Genomic DNA, 22928 nt, shown 5'->3' with positions numbered 1-22928 from the left:
CATTCTTTTATTAATTAAATAATTACAAATTTTAAGTAATATTTGAGAAATATTATTTTCTGATTTTATAACTAAATTATTTTTTAGTAGCCATCATTTTTCATAAAATATGCTCTCTTCTCAGAAGAGAAATGTTCTATAGCATATCTCAACATTGTACGAGGCATTCGTTTGTAATTTTTCTTAAGGAAATCAACTAATACTGTATAGTTTTTTTTACCGACTTCTCGTAACATCCATCCAACTGCTTTGTGTATTAAATCATGTTGATGATTCAGCAACTTTTCAGATATAGTTAAAATATCAGAAAATTGTTGATTTTTAATAAATATCCATGTAGAAACAATAGATATTCTTTGCTCCCATAAATTATCGCTTTTAGCAAGTTCATAAAGCACACTCCTATTTTTTTTATTTAATAAATATGAACCAATTATATAATGGCAGGTGGCATCCACTAAATCCCAATTATTAATTCTATGAGTATTTTTTAGGTAAAAATTGAATATTTCTTCTCTTTCTTTCTCCTTTTTTGTTTTTTTGAATTGTCTAACTAAAAATAATAACCCTGCGAACCTGACATCGTGATATTTAGAATCCAATAGTATTTGAACCTCTAAAAAAGGCAAATCAGGACTTTTTTTAACGATGTTTCTTACAATTGAGACAGATAATCCTAACATGATGTCCCCTTCTGCATATTGCCCTTGTCCTGTTTTGAAATATTTTTGAAAAATTTTCGCTTTTTCAAGATTGGAAAAGGTAAAAATTTTATGGATAATAAATTCAGCATTCATTTTTTTTGAATCAAAATAGACTACGCTGAAAAATATATACAAAGCATCCACTTAAATAACCTATTAATGCTAGCCATGACACTTTTTTAAAATACCAAATGAAATCAATTTTTTCCATACCCATTACAGCAACCCCTGAAGTAGAGCCAATGATTAGAATACTTCCTCCTGTTCCTGCAGTATAAGCAAGAAATGTCCAAAAATAATGATTAATTGGGAAATGGTACATCCCCATTGCTCCGGCTACTAAAGGGACATTATCTACAATAGAAGAAAATATTCCAATGATTATAGAAATTAAATAATATTTATTTGGTTCTCTCATTGAGATTTTTTCCAATGAAAAAGAAAGTAAATCTAATTGTCCACAACTCTGTAAAGCACCTACTGCCATTAATATACCCAAAAAGAAAAGAATACTAGGAGTATCAATTCGTTTTAAAATATTATGAACAGATAGGTCATTAGCTAATATCTCCTTATGGATAAAACCAGTTACTATCCAAAGAACGCCTAATCCACCCAACATTCCCAAAAAAGGAGGAAGATGAGTAAGCACTTTAAAAATAGGAATAAATAATAAAACGCTAATACCCAAGAAAAATACAAAACTTCTTATTTTATTAGAAAAAAAAAATTTCTTTTTTGTATTACTCGTTTTAAAACGAGTAATAGACCCTTTCATTGTAAAGGAAATTATCCCGAAAGGAATAATCATAGATGTTAGAGCAGGTAAAAATGTATTAATAATAATATAATTTGAACTGTATTTACCCGCAATCCATAACATAATAGTCGTAACATCTCCAATAGGAGACCATGTGCCACCAGCATTAGCTGCTAAAATAACCATACTTCCAAAAAACCAACGTTCTTTTTTATTAGCAATTAACTTTCTTAATAAAGAAACAATCACAATAGATGTGGTAAGATTATCTAATATAGCTGACATAATAAAAGTCAAAAAACCAATAATCCATAACAGAAATACTTTTTTTGTTGTATTAATTTTATCTGTAATTAATATAAATCCCCCATATGCATCTATTATATCAACAATTGTCATAGCTCCAAGTAAAAAAAATAAAATTTCTGATATTTTTCCTAAATGCTCAATTAAGGGAAACTGAGCAAGCCAAGTTGCAAAAATCGTACCGGGATGGTGTTTACAATAATTCAAAAAATCACTATAGATTGAATTATCTATATAAACATGGAAAGATGACCAATTTCCTAAAGCGAAAAATGTCCACAAAAGTACTGCTAATAATAACGCTGTGGCTGTTTTATGAATATGTAATAAATTTTCCAGAGTGATACATGCATAACCTATTATAAAAGTTATAATCATTAAAATAAACATCTAGCATAAAACTTAATTGAAAATTAAAGATAATAATTAAAGCTATTTAATCTTAACCAAATGGGAATCAAAAAGCTTCTTTTTTAAATGAATATATATAGATACGTTCTATATTTAACCATTATTTCTTATTTTTATTGAAAAATCATTGATTTCTTGAAACTCATTTTTAGTATACATTTTCATACAACTTTCGGACAAAAGTTGTTTATTGTCGGATCTATTCCTGAATTAGGGGAATGGGATATAGCGCGAGCTAAAGAAATGCTTCATTCAGGTAATGGGACATGGTTCGCTGAATTAAATATACCTAATAAAGTTCTTCTTCTTTACTATCGTTATTTTTTAAAATCCGAAGACAATAAATTGACTTTTGAAGAGTGGAAGTGCCCTCATTATGTCCGACTTAATAATCATTATAAAGACTACAATATATGGGATTTTTGGCAATTGTTACCTCAACATAGATTTTTTTATTCATCTGCGTTTGTTAAAAATTGGTTTGCACGTCAAAATGAGTACAATATTGTTCCAATATACGAAAGAACGATTCGTATTAAAGTATCAGCCCCTTTAGTTGCCCCTAATGAGCGTATTATGCTTTTGGGAAATAATGAAATATTAGGTAATTGGAATCTGGAAAGAGCACTACCTCTTTTATGTGAAAAATTCCCAGATTGGTTAATTGATTTGGATGCTGACAAATTACCAAAAACATTCGAATATAAATTTTGTATCATTGATGAAAAAAAAAATGTCTTTCTTCGTTGGGAACAGGGAGAAAACCGATATTTGGATGTTCCTATGCTTGGAAAAGATGAAACTCTTGTTGTTTCATCTTTGTATTTTAGAGACAAAGAACCTGAATGGAAATGTGCAGGAGTCGTTATCCCAATTTTTTCATTGAAAACAAACAATAGTTTTGGAATTGGTGATTTTGAGGATTTGATTCAATTGATTGATTGGATAAAAGTGACCAATCAAAAAATCATTCAAATCTTGCCTGTTAATGATACGACAATTGGACATACATGGGAAGATTCTTACCCATACAATGTAATTTCTGTTTTTGCCCTACATCCTCTTTATTTAAATTTAAAAGCTATGGGCACATTAAAAAATGTAGAAAGAGATATTTTTTACAAATCCAAACAGGAAGAATTAAATAAATCTTTGGTAATAAACTACGAAGAAGTAGATAAATGGAAATGGATTTTTTTTCATGAAATATTCCAACAAGAAGGAGAAGAAATATTGTCTTCGCTCGAATTTCTTGATTTTTTTAAAAAAAATCAAGAATGGCTAACCCCTTATGCCAATTACTGTTATTTGAGGGATAAATATGGTACTGCTTTTCTTCAAAAGAAAAATTGGAATCCAAATTATAAGTTTCAATTTAAATATGGATTTTATTATTATTTGCAATTTCATGCACATAAACAATTAATAAAAGCAAGTAAATATGCTCGTAAAAATAAAATTGTATTAAAAGGAGATATTCCCATTGGAGTTCACAGAATGGGAGTTGATACATGGATAAACCCAAATTATTTTAATGCATCTCTCCAAGTTGGAGCACCACCAGATACTTTTTCTGCTAATGGGCAAGCATGGGGGTTCCCAACTTATAATTGGCAGAAAATAGAACGTGATAATTATTGTTGGTGGAAACAACGTTTAAAAAAAATGACAGAATATTTTGATGCCTATCGTATTGACCATATCCTTGGATTTTTTCGTATTTGGCAAATTCCGAAAGATTCTGATAATGGACTATTTGGGTACTTTAATCCTTCTTTACCTCTTTGTAAAGAAGAAATAATACGATGGGGATTGCCTTTTGATGAGAAAATCAAAGAGTTATTCATTGAAGATTTGGATAAAAAAGAATATTATCATCCTCGTATTTTCGCTTATTCTACCTCGACATATAAACAACTCAATCAAATTCATCAAGCATCTTTTAATTGTCTTTACGATAATTACTTTTACCAAAGACATAATGAGTTTTGGAAATTAATTGCTTTAAAGAATTTAACAAAACTTGTTGATTCTACTGATATGTTAGTTTGTGGAGAAGATTTAGGAATGATTCCTCATTCGGAACCAGAGGTAATGAATATGTTACAAATACTCAGTTTGGAAATGGAACGAATTTCAAAATCATTGGGACAAAAATTTACTGATTTAAATTGTGTCCCTTATCTTTCAGTTTGCACAACATCTACCCACGACATGAATCCTATTCGGGCATGGTGGAAGGAAGACAGAGAACAAACACAATGTTATTATAATCAAATTTTGAAAAGGGAAGGGACTGCTCCTAAAGATTGTACTTCCGAAGTAAGTGAAGCTATTCTCTGTAATCATTTAAACTCAAAATCTATGTTAGTTATCATTCCTTTACAAGACTGGTTTTCTATAGATACTCAATTATGCCGTCCAAATCCGGAAATGGAACGAATTAATAATCCAATTAATTCTCATTATTATTGGCAATACCGTATGCATATTACTATTGAAGATTTACTAAAAGCAGAAAAATTAAATACTAAAATACGTAATTTGATACTTCGATCCCATCGAATATAATTTTAAAATATTTAATTAAAAATAAAAAAGGAAGGCAATACAATAAAGTTCCCTGATTTATTCAAGGAACTTTGAGCGGAAGACGGGACTCAAACCCGCGACCCTCAGCTTGGAAGGCTAATGCTCTATCAACTGAGCTACTTCCGCTTACTTGTTTTACGGGTGGGTAGTGATGGATTCGAACCACCGAAGGTATAAACCAGCTGATTTACAGTCAGCTCCATTTGACCACTCTGGTAACTACCCCTTGAGCCTCTTGTCGGATTCGAACCAACGACCCCGAGATTACAAATCACGTGCTCTGGCCAACTGAGCTAAAGAGGCGGCACTTTAATATCATAAGTTTAATAATTATAAAATTTCATTTAATCTTAATATTTCCTGAGCGAAAAACGGGGCTCGAACCCGCGACCCTAACCTTGGCAAGGTTATGCTCTACCGACTGAGCTATTTTCGCGATCCTAATAGCGACAAATTTAAATCCAATTTTTCTTTCCTACAAATATTATCAATAATAAATTGATAGAGAAATATAGGTATTATCTATTTCTTAGTTTTTATAGTAAAAAAGCAAAATTTCAATAGTTTTATTTAATTATCTTTGCATTTTTCAGTATTTAACTTATCTAAAACTAGATATTTTGAATCAAATATATATTCTCTCATATGTATCTTTTAATTTTGTCAATCTATGGAATTTAATAGATATTGATTCTTAAAATTATAAACACTTAATATTCTTTGAGAAGAATATTAAGTGTTTATAATTGAAGTTTCCTCATTACTCTCACCCTTATTATTTTTTAATTAAAAATATTTATTTGTCAATTTTTCATATGATCTATATAAGACTTTTCATTCGAAACTTTGGCAAAATGGTACTACATTATTTAAAACGATTAAGAAGTGATGCTGGTATTTGTTTATTATTCGAAGAAACTGATCGCTTGATAGGAGTGTAAGAATATTAGAATCTCCTATAATTACTGTATTTTAGAAAAAAATTTATAGAAGTAAGTCACGAATGTGTACAGAAAGTGTCGAGTATAACATAACATAAATGGTTCTTGTTATAAAATATGTAATTAAACAGTTATGACAGAAATAGCATCATTTGGAGAGTTTGAATTCATTTCTCATCTCACAAAAAAACTCCAAACAAACAATACATCTACTATTAAAAGTATTGGAGACGATGCTGCCGTATTGAAATATGACAATAAATTAACTCTCATAGCTACAAATTTATTATTGGAAGGTATTCATTTTGATTTAACTTATACAGCCTTGAAATTTATAGGTTATAAAGCAGCTGTTGTAGTCTTCTCTGATATCTATGCTATGAATGGGTACCCTAGACAATTGACTTTGTCTGTGGGGATATCCAAACGTTTTACTGCAGAAAGCATAGAAGAATTATATTTTGGTATTGAATACGCTTGTGAAATATATGAAGTAGATATTATTGGATTGAAAATTACTTCATCGTTAACTGGAATTTGTATTAGTACAACTTGTATTGGTGAAGGAGAGAAAAATAATATAGTTTATCGTCACACAGCTAAAAATACAGATATTATCTGTGTATCAGGAGATTTGGGGGCAGCATACATGGGGGTACAATTGTTGAAACGGGAAAAAACTATTTATAGTCGAGAAAATACATTTATTCCGGATTTTTCCGGAAGAGAATATTTGTTAGAAAGACAACTTCGACCTGAAGCCAGAAAAGATATTATCGAAATTTTTGTAAAAAAAAATATTATTCCTACTTCTATGATTGTTATTTCAAATGGATTGGCATCTGAATTAATACATATTTGTAAACAAAGTAATGTTGGTTGTACCGTTTATGAGGAGCGTATTCCAATAGATTACCAAACAGCAATGATGGCTGAAGAATTTAATCTTAACCTAACTACCGTTGCTATGAATGGTGGTGATGATTACGAATTATTATTTACTGTACCATTTTATTTACACAAAAAAATAGAAGAAATAAAAGGAGTTAAATTTATAGGGTATATTTGTGAAAAAGAAGAAGGAGTAAATCTTATTATTAGGGATGGTAGCCGTATTCCTATAAAAGCACAGGGATGGGTTATGAATTAGTATTAAAGAAATCATGATTGTATTCAATCTAAAATTCTAAATTTATTGTGATAAATCGTTCCAAACGGTGAACTTTAAATGGACAAAAGTAGTAGATTTTTTACTAAAAAATCTGCTTAGGAGGAAATTATTATTAAAAGAAAGTATTACGCATGAATTATGCTGATATAATACTATAAGAAGTCTCTCCAATTTAAATAATCCGTAGTTATTAGAATAAACTATAAAAATAGTTTACTGAAGTAAAAGTAAATCCTTGTAGAACTAGTACTAGTAATGGCTGTTTATAAAAGAACAGATTGGTTCACCAAAAGATGTAAGCTTGCTATTTTTTTATTTGTGATTATATGATACATATTTCAACTAAAAAATATTATATCCCCTGAGTTTGTAAGCGTTTTAACAAATGTTGTATTTATTCTATTAATAAAATAAATATGTTTAATAATAATTAATTTGTAGATTGTTCTCATAGATAGAGGGAGAATTAGAGGGGAATGCGTTATTGACAATACATAAATTTATTGATAAGAAAGTTTATGATATTTCAAAAATCTGTATATTTAAGATTCATTATAATAATAAAAACGAGTTTGAATATGTTACGAATAAATGAGCATTATACTAAAGTAAGTAGTCGTTATTTATTTTCCGAAGTAGCAAAAAAAGTAGATGAGTATAAAAAACATAATAAAAATAAAAAGGTCATTAGTTTAGGGATAGGAGATGTAACGCAAGCAATAGCTCCAGTTGTAATTGATGCTATACATAAAGCAACTGATGAAATGGCATGTGTAGAAACTTTACGAGGATATGCTCCCTACGAAGGATATGATTTTCTTATTCGAGCTATTTTGAAAAATGACTTTACAAATAAAGGTATTTTTATTGAAGCTGATGAAATATTTGTTAGCGATGGCTCAAAGAGTGATACAGGGAATATTGGTGATATCTTGGGACAAGACAATAATATTGCAATTACAGATCCAGCCTACCCGGTGTATGTGGATACTAATAAAATGGCAGATAGATCGATAGAACTGCTTCCTTGTGTACCTGAAAATCATTTTATTCCTTCTTTTCCTAGGAAAACAGCCGATGTAATTTATCTGTGTTATCCAAATAACCCTACGGGAACAGTCTTAAACACAATTCAATTAAAAAGATGGGTGGATTATGCTTTAGAAAATAAATCTTTGATTCTTTTTGATGCTGCGTACGAGGCTTATATTTCACAGCCAGATATTCCACATAGTATTTATGAGATACCTGAAGCAAAAAAAGTGGCTATAGAATTTCGAAGTTTTTCTAAAACAGCTGGGTTTACAGGTCTACGTGCAGGTTATACTATCGTTCCAAAAGAATTAATTACTCAAACAGCTAGCGGGGAGATTCTTTCGTTAAATACTATGTGGAGACGTAGACAATCTACTAAGTTTAATGGTACAGCTTATATTGTTCAGCGAGGAGCGGAGGCTGTTTATTCTTTGGATGGTAAAAAACAGATTAGCAAGGTAATAGATTATTATATGGGAAATGCTAAAATTATTAAAGCTGGATTGGAATCATTTGGATTAACCACTTATGGTGGAGTTAATGCTCCATATATTTGGACAAAAACACCGAATAAGTTAACTTCGTGGGAGTTTTTTGATTTACTACTTAATAAGGTTCAAATAGTAGGAACTCCAGGTGATGGATTTGGAGAAGCAGGCGAAGGATTTTTCCGTTTTACTGCTTTTGGAAACAGAAAAGATATTTTGGAAGCTGTATCACGCATAAAAAAGTTGTTATAATTTTTTAGACATCTTGGTATATTGGGATAGTGAGTGAGTACCTTTGAGAAGATGTATTATTATTAAAGTTTAGGGGGATTTATGAGTAGAAAGACTTCGTAAGAGTATTTGGATGTTATTTAGAAAATAATGCTAAACTGATATGTGGTGGCTAATTCTTGAGTTTTATGGAGAGAATGCTTTAGGAAGACTATTCAAAGGGTAGGGTTTTCTTGTCTATTGAAATTCATTAGTTTTCAACATATCATTTGATGGATAATAGTCCATGTACTGCTCAATGAAATTGAACTGTAATATTTACTAGGAAAAGGTTACAGTCCTTGATGAGTTACGTAAGGATCGTGTTAAAGAGATTTTTAAACGTTTCAAGATGGACTTAGAAATGTGTTTTTATACAGAAAAATAAAATATTGACCAACAGATTTTAAATTTAAAAAGAAAAAAAATAATGAGATAGTTTATGAAGAAAAATAATTAGCAATATTTAATTACAAAATTTTGACAGAAAAAATTAAATGATTAAAATGTTGTGCCAATGATAGAATCGAAACTTGAGAGGGAATTCTTTTACAAGATTAGATGATATTTGGTAAAATCAAAAAGACTTTGATACTTTTGTTTTTTTTCTTTAAACTGAGAATTAAGTGCATAAATTAAAGTAAGAATATTCGATTTACTCTAGATATTTATAAAATAAATAGTTGTTTATTTTTTGGATGAAGAAAAAAATAAATAGGGATAAGTGATTTTTGTAAAAAAAATTTTGAATTATAAGAAAGTTAGCTGATTTTTGTTGTACATAGAGTAACACTGAGTTTTGTATATATTTGTTTTATGATTTCTAACTTCTATCATAAAAATTAAATAAATTATTATTTTAGCACATAAAACTAGGATTTGGCAGATGAATATTGTTTTGAAAAAAATTGATGATATAAATGCTCAGATTTTAATTAGTACAACTAAAGATGATTATCAACCTTTAGTAAAAAAATCATTAGATAATCTTTGTAAAAATGTGGTTATTGATGGTTTTAGGAAAGGAAATGTGCCAAAGTCAATTATTCAATCAATGTATGGAAAGAATGTTTTAGTAGAGGAATTAAATAAACTAATTTTTAGTAAATTATCAGAATATATAAAAGAAAACAAATTATGTATTTTTGGGGAACCAATTTTGGTTAAAAAAAAAAATAGTTTAAGTAATCAAGAAGATTTTGAATTTTTATTTGACATAGGACTACAACCTGAATTCGATATTAGTTTAACAAAAGATGATGAGCTCCCATATTATGCCATAACTATAACAGATGAAATGATTGAGAGGCAAATTAATACTCTCAAAATGCAATTTGGTAGGTATGATATTAATATGGATGTAATAGAAGATGCTGATATTGACATAATAAAAGGAAAATTTATAGAATTAAATGAAGACGATGTACTGTTAAAAAATAGAATTAATCTTAATGATGTAGTATTGAGACTTTCCTCTATAGAAAATGAAAAAGAAAAAATAAAATTTATAGGTAAAAAGGTAGGAGATATTGTTATTTTTAATCCGTATAAAGCTTTTGAAGGAAATAAAATTAAATTGTCTTCTCTTTTGAGAATAAAAAAAACAGAATCAATTAATTATCGAGGAAATTTCTCTTTTACAATTATTGAAATAGGTCGTTATAAAAAAGTAGAAGTTAACCAAGAATTGTTTGACAAATTATATGAAATAGGCACAGTTACTTCTGAAGAAATGTTTAAAGAAAAAATCAAAGAAAATTTAACTTCACAATTTCAGTCTGAGAGTGATTATCGATTTTTTTTAGATGTGAAGCAGTTGTTATTAGAAAAAATAAAAGGAGTTCAGTTCCCTGAGGCTTTTCTAAAACGATGGCTGATGGAAGTTGGTACCAAAGTTACGAAAGAGGCATTTGAAAAAGATTTTCCAAATGTTTTGCAGGTAATGAAAATACAGTTTATTTGGAATAGAATAGCAGCAAGTAATAAAATAAAGGTAACGTCAGAAGATATACAACAAACTGCTAAAATTTTGGCACGGGCACGATTTGCTTTGTATGATTTTCATGCGATTGCAGATAATTTGTTAGAAAGTCATGCAAATGAAATGTTAAAAACAGAAAAGGGAATTCAACAATTGCAAAATAAAGCATTAGAAATTAAAATTGTTAGTTTTTTGAAAGAAAAAATTAGTTTAAAACTTGTAAGGATAACAGAAGAAGAATTTCGGAAAATTGCCTAAAAAACATTCTAGGGAGATCAAATGAGCAACGATTTTAAAAAATATGCTGTTAAGCATTTCGGAATAAGTGCAAATGTACTTGATAAATATGCAACAATTTCTAGTAGTTATATTTCACCGACCATTATAGAGGAACGTCAATTGAATGTAGCTCAAATGGATGTTTTTTCTCGTTTGATGATGGATCGTATTATTTTTTTGGGAACTCAAATAGATGATTATTCTGCTAGTGTAGTTCAAGCTCAATTGTTATATCTTGATTCGGCGGAACCAGGTAAAGATATTTCTATTTATATTAATTCGCCTGGAGGAGCTGTCTATGCTGGATATGGAATTTATGATACTATGCAATTTATTTCTAGCGATGTAATAACGATTTGTACAGGGATGGCGGCATCCATGGCTGCTGTTTTGTTAGTTGCCGGAGCAAAGGGAAAACGATCAGCTTTGTGTCATTCAAGAGTTATGATTCATCAACCGTTAGGTGGAGCTCAAGGACAAGCTTCTGATATTGAAATTACAGCTCGAGAAATATTAAAGATTAAAAAGGAAATTTATACTATTATTGCTGATCATTCAGGTCAACCTTATGAACAAGTATTAAAGGATGGGGATCGTGATTTTTGGATGAATACTGAAGAAGCATTAGCTTACGGAATGATAGATAGGATATTGACAAAAAAGTGAGATATGGAGGAGAAATCTGAGAAATATTGCAGTTTTTGTGGTAATCCATTAAATGTATTTGTTCAAGGAAAAGGCGTTTATATTTGCGATGGTTGCATAATGCAAGCTTATGAGATACTTAAACCTTTGAGAAAAGTTCAACAAGTGTCTCAAAATAATTTTTCATTTCGATTGAAAGAGCTTCCTCGTCCAAAAGATATTAAAGCTTTATTGGATCAATATGTGGTTGGTCAGAATGCAGCCAAGCGTTATCTTTCAGTTGCTGTTTACAATCATTATAAGCGATTATTGCAAGCAAGAAATATGGAAAATAATAATGATGTGGAAATAGAAAAATCTAATATCATTTTAGTAGGTGCTACTGGAACAGGTAAAACACTTTTAGCAAAGACAATTGCTCGTTTATTAAGTGTTCCGTTTACTATTGTAGATGCAACTGTTTTAACTGAGGCTGGCTATGTTGGAGAAGATATTGAAAGTCTTTTAGTCCGTTTGTTACAAGTAGCTGATTATAATTTGGAAAATGCTGAAAGGGGTATTGTATTTATAGATGAAATAGATAAAATAGCTCGTAAAGGGGACAATCCTTCTATTACGCGAGATGTAAGTGGAGAAGGTGTTCAGCAAGGGCTCTTGAAACTTTTGGAAGGTTCTTTGGTAAATGTACCTCCAAAAGGAGGAAGAAAGCATCCTGAACAAGATATGGTACAAGTTAATACAAAAGATATTCTTTTTATTTGTGGAGGCGCTTTCGATGGGATTGAAAAAAAAATAGCTCAACGTTTGAATATGCAAGTTGTTGGTTATACAGTAAATGAAAAGAATAAAAAAATAGATAGAAATAATTTACTAAAATATCTTGCTCCGCAGGATTTAAAAGCTTTTGGTCTTATTCCTGAAATTATTGGAAGGCTTCCTGTGTTGACTTATCTTGACCCTTTAGATAGTATAGCTTTGCGAAATATTCTTACAGAACCAAAGAATGCAATTATTAAGCAGTACATTAAACTGTTCGAAATGGATGGAGTTAAACTAAGTTTTGCTAAAGAAGCATTGGATTTTATTGTAGATAAATCTATAGAATTTAAATTAGGAGCAAGAGGATTACGTTCAATTACGGAAAGTATTATGATTGATGCGATGTTTGAAATACCTTCTACTTCTGAGAAAGAATTATTTATAACTGCAGATTATGCTAAAAAACGGATGGAAAAGGCTGAATGTCAAAGCAAATAATGAGAATTCTATATTGACTATTTATGGAGAAGGAGAGGTAAATTATTATTGTGATTTCTCTTTATTTTGATTAAGAATTAGGTAAGCTAGATATCAATTTTTTTTAAAAAAATTGAATAATTCGTTCTTTTACTTGAAAAAGTAAAAGTGTTACGCTTACGAGGTAAGTGAAAAGATACTAAGTAAAATAAAAATTGAGTTTTTTATCTTACTCTAGTAGTATAATTATAAAAATAAACAGATGTTTCATCCAAGCATCTGTTTATTTTTTCATTGTAAATGTGGCATGTAGTGTTTTGAGTAAGAGCATATAGTCTTTTTTAATACAAAATAGGTTTATTAATTATATGACTTCTCATGGATTTAATTAAACTTAAAGATACTGTTATCTTTAAGTTTAATGTGATTATTCAGAATAATCAATAATATTGAAATAATAAATGCAATTGTATTTATTATTTTATTTAATAAACAAAATTCGTATTTTCTTGATAAAGAGGGTATAATTTTCTATTTGTCGAGAAGAGAAATAAACAGAAGTTTTACAGACTGGTTGTGTTAATACTTATTTAGCATGTGAAGATGGATTTACAAGTAAATCTAAAACTGAAATAAATTTTGATAAAAAAGCAACTGCTACTGTCTCTTTTGAATAAGAATTGATGGGAGTTAACATATTTATTGAAAATGAAAATAATTACATAGTTTGTATAAACATTTAAACAAATGTTGGTTGTATAAACATTTGTTTAAATCCTAAATCTTTTTCATTTATTCCGATTGCTAATCCAATTGCTTGTGTAATATATATTACTGGAATATTTGTTTTTGTGTGTAAATAAGTGTTAATGTGAGAACGACGCATATCTAAATTAGATTGGCACATTGGGCAAGCAACGATAATTGCCTTAGCTCCTCTATCTAATGAATCCTTTATAATTTTTCCACATAATTTAGCAACAATATCAGTACGTGGAATAGAAAGCCCTCCTCCACAGCACTCCGTCTTATATGCCCAATTAAGAGAATATGCTCCTATTTTTTGCATTAAATTATCCATTGATTGTGGATTCTCTAAACGATCAAATTTTAAAATACTATGTGGACGTACTAATAAGCACCCGTAGTAACAAACTACGGGATATTTAAAAGGTTTGATAATTTTTCTTTCTATTTTTTTAGCAAAATATTTTTCAATAAATTGTACTACATTGAATATTTTAATGTTACCGCTAATGGACATCTGAAGTGTTTGAGATAGCTGATTCTTTAATATTTCGTTCGTAACGAGTTCGTGTTGCGTAACGTTTAAGCGATTATAGCAAGCAGCACAAGGAACTAAAATTTCTGTCAATCCTTGTCTCTCTGCTAAAGCTAATACCCTTGCAGGCAGAGCAAAAGCAAGTACATAATTGATATTATGAGCGGCAGTTGCTCCACAACAATTCCAATCTTCAATTTCAATCAATTGAATATTAAACGATTTTGCTAAAGCAAGCGTAGATTGAGCATATTCAGAAGAGGTTCCCTTTAGAGAACAACCCGGATAAAATCCTATTTGCATTATTTTTTAGTTTCTTTAAAAATGGTTAATAATTGTCTTTTTTTCTTTATTATTTTTGGAAATAGGGGTAGTTTACCTCGTATAAGCATACGAGGAGCAATCTCTAAATCTTGTAAAAAATTAAGTGTCCTTATTTTATATAAGGCAATTAAACCTATTTCATAAAGCCTTCCCGTGTATTTAACAGAATCTAAAAAAGAATTGTGGAAAGAAATAATATTTCGTTTAGCTTCATTATTCTGTAACCCTTCTTTTAGAGAATATTGCCGCAAATAATCTAATATTTTTGGAATATTGATTTCCATTGGACAACGAGAAACACATATTTCACATGAGACACATAACCATATTGCTTGAGATTTAAGGATTTGCTTATCTATGTTTTCTTCTTCTATTTGAAGCATTCGTATTACTACATTGGAAGTAAAATCCATATTCTCGGACATTGGACAACCTGCCGAGCATTTACCGCATTGATAACATCGAGCAGTGTTTATTCCTGTGCAGCGGAGGACGTCATTATTTAATGTATTTTTGTAGTTCATTTTAGATTTGATTTTTGAAAACTAATTAGTATAACTATGAGTAAATAATTATAGCTAATTAAAGTATTGAATTAATTAATAAATAGACTATACCAGCAAGTAAGGCGCTTACTGGTATAGTAAATATCCATGCACAAAATAAGTTTATGGTAATACTCCACCGTACAGCCGATAATCTTTTTACAGTTCCTACGCCCATAATTGATCCAGTTATTGTATGAGTAGTACTTACAGGAATTTTCATTATTTCGGTAATAAATAAAGTTAATGCTCCAGCAGTCTCCGCACATACTCCTTCTAGTGCTGTTACTTTAGTAATTTTTGTTCCCATTGTTTTTACAATACGCCATCCTCCCATCATAGTTCCAAATCCAATAGAAGTAAAGCAAACTAAAGGTACCCAATCTGGTATAGATTGAACAGAATTTATTTGTCTAATAGCAATCATGGCAGTGGCAATAACTCCCATCACTTTTTGAGAATCGTTTAATCCATGTCCTAGACTAAATAATCCAGAAGAAAGCAATTGTAATTTTTTGAATATTTTCTCTGTTTTTTTGACATTTGTTTTTCGAAAAATCCATAATACTCCAATAGTAATAATAGATGAAATCACCATACCAATTAAAGGAGCTAGTATAATGAAAGATATTATCTTGGTAATTACGTTAACGTGTATGGATTGAAATCCAGCGCCACAAATAGCTGCTCCTGTAAAACCTCCGATTAACGTGTGAGACGATGATGAAGGAATTCCTAATTTCCATGTAAGTAAATTCCAAATAAGTGCAGCGATTAATCCGGATAAAATGATGGGTAATGTAATAAACTCTTCTAACACTGATTTGGCCACAGTCTGTGCTATACCAAATTCTCCTATTATGTATTTAGCAACAAAAAATGCAATAAAATTGAACGAGGCAGCCCACAACACGGCTTGAAATGGAGATAAAACATGCGTGGACACTATTGTTGCAATCGAATTTGCAGCATCATGAAACCCATTGACGAAATCAAAAACAAGAGATAAGATTATAATAACAGTAAATAAAATCATAAAAAAGAAAGGAGATAACTATTTAATATTTCTTTCTGTTAGTTATTTGCTTTTTGTCTTTGGCAATAGCTACTAGTAAGTATGTTTTTTAAATTTTCTGTTCTATAAACTATTAATTCAGATTTAAGAAGTCAAAGAAACAAGTTTCTTTAAAAATACCTATTTTGAATAGGAAAAAACTGAATGATTAAAACTTTTTATTTATAAAATTTTGAAGTATAAAAGTAGTATGATTTTTATGAGTGCAGTTCTAAATTATTTTAGAACTTTTTTCATTTTTATCCCATGTAAATAAAAATTGAATAAAAATCACTATCTCAACAATTTTTTTGTATAAATACATTTACATCAATTAATCTTACCAATTAAAAACTAAACCTTAATCTAATTATTTTCTGGACGCAATTTCCTAACAACAGTACCGGTTTGCCACATTTCACTTTCGCGCAAAGCCTTTAGTTCCTTAGCTAAACTTTCACGATAATCTAATTTAGAATTAGCATTTATAGTACGTTGTGCTTCGTTTCCAGAAGCGACTTCTTTATATAATTTTTCAAATACTGGTTTTGTAGCATCATGGAAAGATCCCATCCAATCTAATGCTCCTCGTTGAGCGGTTGTAGAACAGTTAGCGTACATCCAATCCATTCCATTTTCAGCAAATAAGGGCATTAAAGATTGTGTAAGCTCTTCTACTGTTTCATTGAAAGCTTCACTAGGAGTATGTCCATTTTCACGTAAAACTTCGTATTGAGCTAAAAGAATTCCTTGAATTGCTCCCATCAAAGTACCACGCTCCCCAGTCAGATCAGAATACACTTCACATTTAAAATTAGTCTCAAACAGATATCCTGAACCTATTCCAATTCCTAATGAAATGACTCTATCCAAAGCTTTGCTTGTAGCATCTTGAAAAATAGCATAACTAGAATTTAATCCTCTTCCTTCAAGAAACATTCGACGAAGAGATGTACCTGAACCTTTTGGAGCTACTAATATTACATCAATATTAGTAGGTGGAATAATGCCTGTTCTTTCTTTGTAAGTAATTCCAAAACCATGTGAAAAATAAAGTGCCTTTCCGGCAGTAAGATGTGGTTTGATACGAGGCCAAACTTCAATTTGTGCAGCATCTGAAAGAAGATATTGCACAATTGTTCCTAGTCTGGAAGCTTCTTCTATTTCGAAGAGAGTTTTTCCTGGAACCCAACCATCAGCAATAGCTTTTTCCCATGTTTTTCCATTTTTTCTTTGTCCAACAATCACTTTAAATCCATTATCTCGTAAATTTAATGACTGACCAGGACCTTGTACCCCATAACCAATCACAGCAATTGTTTCGTTCTTTAAAATTTCTTGTGCTTTCTTTAAAGAAAATTCTTCACGAGTAATAACTTTTTCTTCTACCCCCCCAAAATTCATTATTGCCATATAAAAAATATTTTAAGCATTTGAAACTTTCAAAATGCACTTGATTTACAGAATTATACTATAATAATAACTTATCTCGTCAAAACTCCTAATTTCGTTTTAACTGAAAACTACTACCTCCATCTTTTGTAAAGGTACAATTTTTTATAGTATCTTCGTTATATTTTTTTAGATTTTTGACAGATACTATGATCATTAATAAAATTTTATTTAAACTTTTTGGAAATAAGTCTCAACGTGACTTAAAGGAAATTAATCCATATATAAAGAAAATATTAACTATTTATCCATCAGTTAAAAGTTTATCAAATGATGAATTGAGAGGAAGAACTCAAAAATTGATGGTATTTCTTCAAGAAGAAGTAAAAATAGAAAAAGAAAAAATAAATGAGTTGAAAGCATTAATAGAATCTACAGAGTTGGAGGATAGAGAAAAAATATGGAATGAAATTGATAAAATAGAAAAAGATATCGTTGAAAAACAAGAAAAAATATTGGATGAAATATTGCCTGAAGTTTTTGCCATAATGAAAGACACTGCTCGTCGATTTTCAGAAAATGAAACTATTAAAGTTACTGCAACGGATTTCGACCGACAATTATCTGTTTCTTATGATTTTGTGTCTATTCAAAATGATAAAGCAATCTACAAAAATCATTGGATTTCAGGAGGAAATAAAATTGTTTGGGACATGGTTCATTATGATGTACAATTATTTGGTGGTGTCGTATTGCATAATTACAGCCATAAAAAGTACATGAAGGATACAGAAAATCCTAAACTCAACAAAAAAATAAAAGGGTATATTGCGGAAATGGCTACGGGGGAAGGGAAAACACTTTCAGCCACTCTTCCAGCATTTTTAAATGCTATGACTCACAATGGTGTACACATAGTAACTGTGAATGATTATTTGTCTAAGCGAGATTCTGAATGGATGGGGCCACTGTATATGTTTCACGGACTTTCAGTCGATTGTATTGATAAACATCGTCCTAACTCCAATGAGCGACGTAAAGCTTACAAAGCTGATATTACTTTTGGGACAAATAATGAATTCGGCTTTGATTATTTGAGAGATAATATGGCAATTAATTCTCAAGATTTAGTACAACGCAAACATAATTATGCTATCGTAGATGAAGTGGATTCTGTATTGATTGACGATGCTCGTACTCCATTGATTATTTCAGGACCTGTTGCTAAGAAAGGAGAACAACTATATGCTTTGTATTGTCCCCGAGTTGAAAATTTGGTAAATATCCAAAAAAAACTAACTAATAGTTTGCTAATAGAAGCTAAAAAACTTATAGTTTCAAAAGATTTTAAACAACATGAAGAAGGATTGAAACTTCTTTTCCGTTCTTATAAGGGAATGCCTAAAAACAAAGCTTTGATAAAATATTTAAGTGAACCTGGTGTAAAAACATCTATGTTAAAAACTGAAGAATTTTACATGCAGCAACAAAATCGAGAAATGTACATTATTACAGACGAATTATACTTTGTAATTGATGAAAAAAATAAATCTATAGAACTAACTGATAGAGGAATTGACATATTGACAGGAAACTCTGATGACTCTGAATTTTTTATCTTGCCAGATTTAGGAACAAAATTTTCAGAAATTGAAAATGAACCGCTTACAAGGGAGGAAAAAAAAATTAAAAAAGATGATTTGATGCAAAATTATGCTATCAAATCAGAACGTGTTCATACTATCAATCAGTTATTAAAAGCCTATTGTTTATTTGAAAAAGATGATGAATACGTCGTGCTCGATAATCGAGTAATGATTGTAGATGAACAAACTGGACGTATTATGGAGGGAAGACGCTACTCTGATGGGTTACATCAAGCTATAGAGGCTAAAGAACGTGTAAAAATAGAAATGGCTACTCAAACTTTTGCTACTATTACTTTACAGAATTATTTTCGCATGTATCGTAAATTGGCTGGTATGACTGGAACAGCGGAAACTGAAGCTGGTGAATTTTGGGATATTTACAAATTAGATGTAGTAGTTATTCCAACAAATCAGCCAATTATACGAAATGATAAGAATGATAGACTTTATAAAACTGCTCGTGAAAAATATGCTGCTATTATCGATGAAATAATTACTTTACGGGAACAAGGTCGTCCAATTTTGGTAGGCACTACATCAGTAGAAATATCAGAATTGTTAAGTCGAATGTTGAATATGCGTAAGATCCCTCATAACGTATTAAATGCTAAACTTCACCAAAAAGAAGCAGAAGTTGTAGCTCAAGCTGGGCGTGTAGGAGCAGTAACTATCGCTACTAATATGGCTGGGCGTGGTACAGACATAAAACTTTCTATTAAAGTAAAAGATTTTGGAGGATTGGCAATTATTGGAACGGAAAGACATGACTCTCGTCGGATAGATAGACAATTAAGAGGTCGTTCTGGTCGCCAAGGAGATCCTGGTTCTTCTGTATTTTTTATATCTCTTGAGGACGATTTGATGAGATTGTTTGCATCTGAACGCATTTCAAGAATGATGGATAAGATGAGATTTAAAGAGGGAGAAGTTTTAGAAGCTAAAGTTCTAAATAATGCTGTTGAACGAGCACAAAAAAAAGTAGAAGAAAATAATTTCGGTATTAGGAAAAGGTTGTTGGAATATGATGATGTAATGAATTCTCAACGAGAAATAATTTACACAAGACGCTACCATGCTTTGATTGGCGAACGAATTAGTTTGGATATTGTAAATATGATTTATGATACAGTTAATTCCATGGTAGAATACTATTCTAATTTAAATAATTATGAAGGATTAAAATCTGAATTGTATAAAACATTAGCAATAGAGCTTCCTATTACTGAGGAAGAATTCATAAAAGTGAAAGCTGACTTGACTGAAGTAATCTTTGGTATATCTATTGAAAATTTTAAATGGAAGAATGAACGAATGATTCAAGTTGCTAACCCAAACATCGAACGTGCTTATAAAGAAGTTGGAGACAAGTATCAAAATATCATAGTTCCAATTACAGATGGGAAAAATATATACAATATAAGCTGTCATTTAAAAACAGCTTATGATACAAAATCTAAAGAAATTATAAAATCATTTGAAAAAGCTGTTTTACTTTCCTCTATAGATGAAGCGTGGAAGGAACACTTAAGAGTAATGGATGAATTACGCTGTTCTGTTCAAAATGCAAGCTATGAAAACAAAGATCCATTGTTGATATACAAATTAGAATCATTTAATTTGTTTAAGAATATGATTGAATCGATGAATAAGAAAACTGTTTCTGTATTGATGAGAGGACGAATATATATTCAAAATCAAGAAATTCGTGAAGCTACTTCAGAAAAAAGGACTGATTACAATCGTTACAAAATAAGGAAAGATGAGTTAATGAAAAATCGACAGATTCAAGGAGAAATCGGAGATCGTGATACTCATACATTAAAAAGAAAAGAACCTATTCGCGTAGAAAAAACTGCAAGAAGAAATGAACTATGCCCTTGTGGCAGTGGTAAAAAATATAAAAATTGTTGTTGGAAATCGTAATTTTTAATTATTATTTAATAATCATTTTAAGAAATAGTAATGATTTTTTTTATTTCAATTAATTGTTATTTAAATATTTTTCTCGTTTTAATAATTAATTAACTGTTGGTGGAATAGATAAATATTTTTAAGAATTTTTTCCTAAAAATCATATATTTACGTATACATGTTTAGCACAAATAAATATTAAGTACTTCGAGCAATATTTTAGCAAAAATATTAATGTTTTACCAAACTATTTTCTTCTACATTTTTTCTAAAATACTCCTAGTTTCTTTACTTTTCATTCACTTAATTATTCTCATTTTATCTAGATTATAAACTATTGAATTTGCTTTATTATGTTCTTTTGTGATACATTGAGAGCAAAATAAAAATGGAATTGTAATATCAAGTTCTCTTTATGGAGTTTCATTTAAGTAATATTCAAATATTGGAAATACTCTCTTTATAATACTTCTAAACTCTATTCTATAGAGATAAATAAAAAAGAACGATTAATTTTAAATATTACTAAATTGGCTTATATCTACGAAAAAGAATAAACTTGAGTTTTACTATATAGTAAAACTCATTTTCATATATGGATGAAGAACAACTATACAGTTGTTCTATTGAGGAGGTTTGCCATAATCCAGAATTCTGTGTTGGAATATACCCTAATTAGAGGATTATCAATTGGGAAAAAACTGAATTTCAAGTTGTTGAATATGATCATTTATTTATAACCTTTTTGATACATATTATTAACAACACATATTTCCAATAAGCAATTATTGGCGCTGCATTCTTATACCTTAATTTTCATACTTTTTAAAGTAAACTAATTGGTTGTAATAATTGTCTGATAAAGTTATATACAATTTTTCTACAAAGGTTCTAAGAATAACTATTATATCCATACTTGTATGATCTTTTTATTATCTAAATTCAATTTCTGCATTATATTTTATCAATTATTAAGATGACATGATTTATTTGATTTCAATTTAGATGTTTATTGGTATATGATATACCAATATTTGAGTAAGTATGTCAATTATTTGTGATGAATCAATAAATGTAAATTTACTATTTATAGTTAAAAACTAAATCCTTATATGTTTGTCTAATGACTTTCTAACAAAAATATACAGTTCGAGTATTAATAACTTATTCATCCACCATAAGAAAAATATTAATTTTTTTTGAAAAAATTACAGTAAGACGAAATTTAAGTGTATTCATACAAAATTTAATGAAATTGTATGAATGCTTTTCTTAGGATGATAAAAGTAGTATTATATCATCTTAAAAAAAACTTTTCAACGGATTAATAATAGTACTTGATTTATCAAAAGTTATTATAAAATATAATTTTAGTTATAAAAATTTATTGTGTGGGAATTGACTTTACATATTTGCTTACATAGCTAAATAGTGTGTTGATAGTGGTATAGCAATTATAGTACTATGGTGTATTAGATACAAATCTAGAGAAATTAATAGGGAGTAAAAACAGAAAAAGAAATAAAAATGAAAAAAGTAATATTCTTTGGTATTGTATAGTTTTTTCACAAATTATTGCACGATTGCCAAATCATTCAATAATTTTGTTTTTTTTAGAAATCCTGAATAGTATCTAGATACCGAATAAAAAATAATTAATTATAGTATAATTTTCTTTAATGAAATTGGTGATGAAATTGTCGGAAAAATTGCTTAAAATTGTTTCCCGTAATGTACTTAAATACATTACGGGAAACATAAAAGAGATACTTTTTATGATAGGTTCGTATCTAATAGATAACTAGATAACGCTTCCTACAATATACGATCTAAAAAAATGAACGATGACGAAAAAAATAGTTACATACAGATATAATAAATTTTAGAAATATTACGCTAAGATCCTGGTTAAAAAGAAATACTATTAGCTTATCTATTATGAAACCAAAAAC

At 29.5% G+C, this 22928-nt stretch carries 13 protein-coding genes and 4 tRNA genes; 7 read left to right on the top strand and 10 right to left on the bottom strand.

Annotated features, from left to right (window positions below; all coding sequences use genetic code 11):
• Positions 1–83: 83 nt before the first annotated feature.
• Both ACZ5QM_RS01170 and nhaD read right to left on the bottom strand, forming a co-directional pair.
• Entirely contained in the window at positions 84–797 is a 714-nt protein-coding gene (locus tag ACZ5QM_RS01170) for a DNA alkylation repair protein (protein ID WP_464183071.1), read from the bottom strand.
• 10 nt (positions 798–807) lie between these two features.
• The gene (nhaD, locus tag ACZ5QM_RS01165; protein WP_464183070.1) at positions 808–2148 is read right to left on the bottom strand and encodes a sodium:proton antiporter NhaD; all 1341 of its coding nucleotides are present in this window, start codon (positions 2146–2148) and stop codon (positions 808–810) included.
• Positions 2149–2316: 168 nt separating this feature from the next.
• On the opposite strand from nhaD, the gene ACZ5QM_RS01160 reads away from it, so the two are divergent.
• On the top strand, positions 2317–4752 hold the full coding sequence (locus tag ACZ5QM_RS01160) for a 4-alpha-glucanotransferase (protein ID WP_464183069.1): 2436 nt from the start codon (positions 2317–2319) through the stop codon (positions 4750–4752).
• A 74-nt stretch (positions 4753–4826) separates the two neighbouring features.
• Here the strand turns inward: ACZ5QM_RS01160 and ACZ5QM_RS01155 are convergent.
• The 4 genes from ACZ5QM_RS01155 to ACZ5QM_RS01140 all read right to left on the bottom strand — a co-directional run bounded on the left by ACZ5QM_RS01155 (position 4827) and on the right by ACZ5QM_RS01140 (position 5209).
• A tRNA-Gly gene (locus ACZ5QM_RS01155) sits at positions 4827–4899 on the bottom strand.
• Between the two features lie 16 nt (positions 4900–4915).
• Positions 4916–4998 (bottom strand) — tRNA-Tyr (locus ACZ5QM_RS01150).
• 4 nt (positions 4999–5002) lie between these two features.
• Positions 5003–5076 (bottom strand) — tRNA-Thr (locus ACZ5QM_RS01145).
• Positions 5077–5136: 60 nt separating this feature from the next.
• Positions 5137–5209, bottom strand: a tRNA-Gly gene (locus ACZ5QM_RS01140).
• A gap of 638 nt (positions 5210–5847) precedes the next feature.
• On the opposite strand from ACZ5QM_RS01140, the gene thiL reads away from it, so the two are divergent.
• From thiL to clpX, 5 genes are all read left to right on the top strand, one after another.
• Positions 5848–6864 (top strand): thiamine-phosphate kinase, encoded by a 1017-nt coding sequence (thiL, locus tag ACZ5QM_RS01135; protein WP_464183067.1) that lies wholly within the window; start codon positions 5848–5850, stop codon positions 6862–6864.
• A gap of 599 nt (positions 6865–7463) precedes the next feature.
• Positions 7464–8660, top strand: coding sequence for an LL-diaminopimelate aminotransferase (locus tag ACZ5QM_RS01130; RefSeq protein WP_464183066.1), 1197 nt, complete (start codon positions 7464–7466; stop codon positions 8658–8660).
• 904 nt (positions 8661–9564) lie between these two features.
• A complete protein-coding gene (locus tag ACZ5QM_RS01125; RefSeq protein ID WP_464183065.1) occupies positions 9565–10917 on the top strand; it encodes a trigger factor in 1353 nt (450 codons plus the stop codon).
• A gap of 21 nt (positions 10918–10938) precedes the next feature.
• On the top strand, positions 10939–11604 hold the full coding sequence (gene clpP / locus ACZ5QM_RS01120; RefSeq protein WP_464183063.1) for an ATP-dependent Clp endopeptidase proteolytic subunit ClpP: 666 nt from the start codon (positions 10939–10941) through the stop codon (positions 11602–11604).
• A gap of 3 nt (positions 11605–11607) precedes the next feature.
• A complete protein-coding gene (gene clpX, locus ACZ5QM_RS01115; RefSeq protein WP_464183061.1) occupies positions 11608–12840 on the top strand; it encodes an ATP-dependent Clp protease ATP-binding subunit ClpX in 1233 nt (410 codons plus the stop codon).
• Positions 12841–13558: 718 nt separating this feature from the next.
• Here clpX and ACZ5QM_RS01110 read toward each other — a convergent pair.
• From ACZ5QM_RS01110 to ilvC, 4 genes are all read right to left on the bottom strand, one after another.
• On the bottom strand, positions 13559–14404 hold the full coding sequence (locus tag ACZ5QM_RS01110) for a CoB--CoM heterodisulfide reductase iron-sulfur subunit B family protein (RefSeq protein ID WP_464183060.1): 846 nt from the start codon (positions 14402–14404) through the stop codon (positions 13559–13561).
• The gene (locus ACZ5QM_RS01105; protein WP_464183059.1) at positions 14404–14949 is read right to left on the bottom strand and encodes a 4Fe-4S dicluster domain-containing protein; all 546 of its coding nucleotides are present in this window, start codon (positions 14947–14949) and stop codon (positions 14404–14406) included. Before ACZ5QM_RS01105 ends, ACZ5QM_RS01110 begins: the two co-directional genes overlap by 1 nt.
• A 58-nt stretch (positions 14950–15007) precedes the next feature.
• Complete coding sequence (locus ACZ5QM_RS01100; protein ID WP_464183058.1) at positions 15008–16006, bottom strand: anion permease; 999 nt, start codon at positions 16004–16006, stop codon at positions 15008–15010.
• Positions 16007–16390: 384 nt separating this feature from the next.
• On the bottom strand, positions 16391–17437 hold the full coding sequence (ilvC, locus tag ACZ5QM_RS01095; protein ID WP_464203028.1) for a ketol-acid reductoisomerase: 1047 nt from the start codon (positions 17435–17437) through the stop codon (positions 16391–16393).
• Between the two features lie 188 nt (positions 17438–17625).
• Between ilvC and secA the strand changes: the two genes are divergently transcribed.
• Positions 17626–20988: a preprotein translocase subunit SecA gene (gene secA / locus ACZ5QM_RS01090; protein WP_464183056.1), complete on the top strand. Its 3363-nt coding sequence runs from the start codon at positions 17626–17628 to the stop codon at positions 20986–20988.
• Positions 20989–22928: the final 1940 nt, after the last annotated feature.

Source organism: Azobacteroides sp. (SeqCode) (assembly GCF_055395615.1).
Note: the sequence above shows the minus strand (reverse complement) of the source record. Positions and strands in the feature narration are given on the sequence as shown.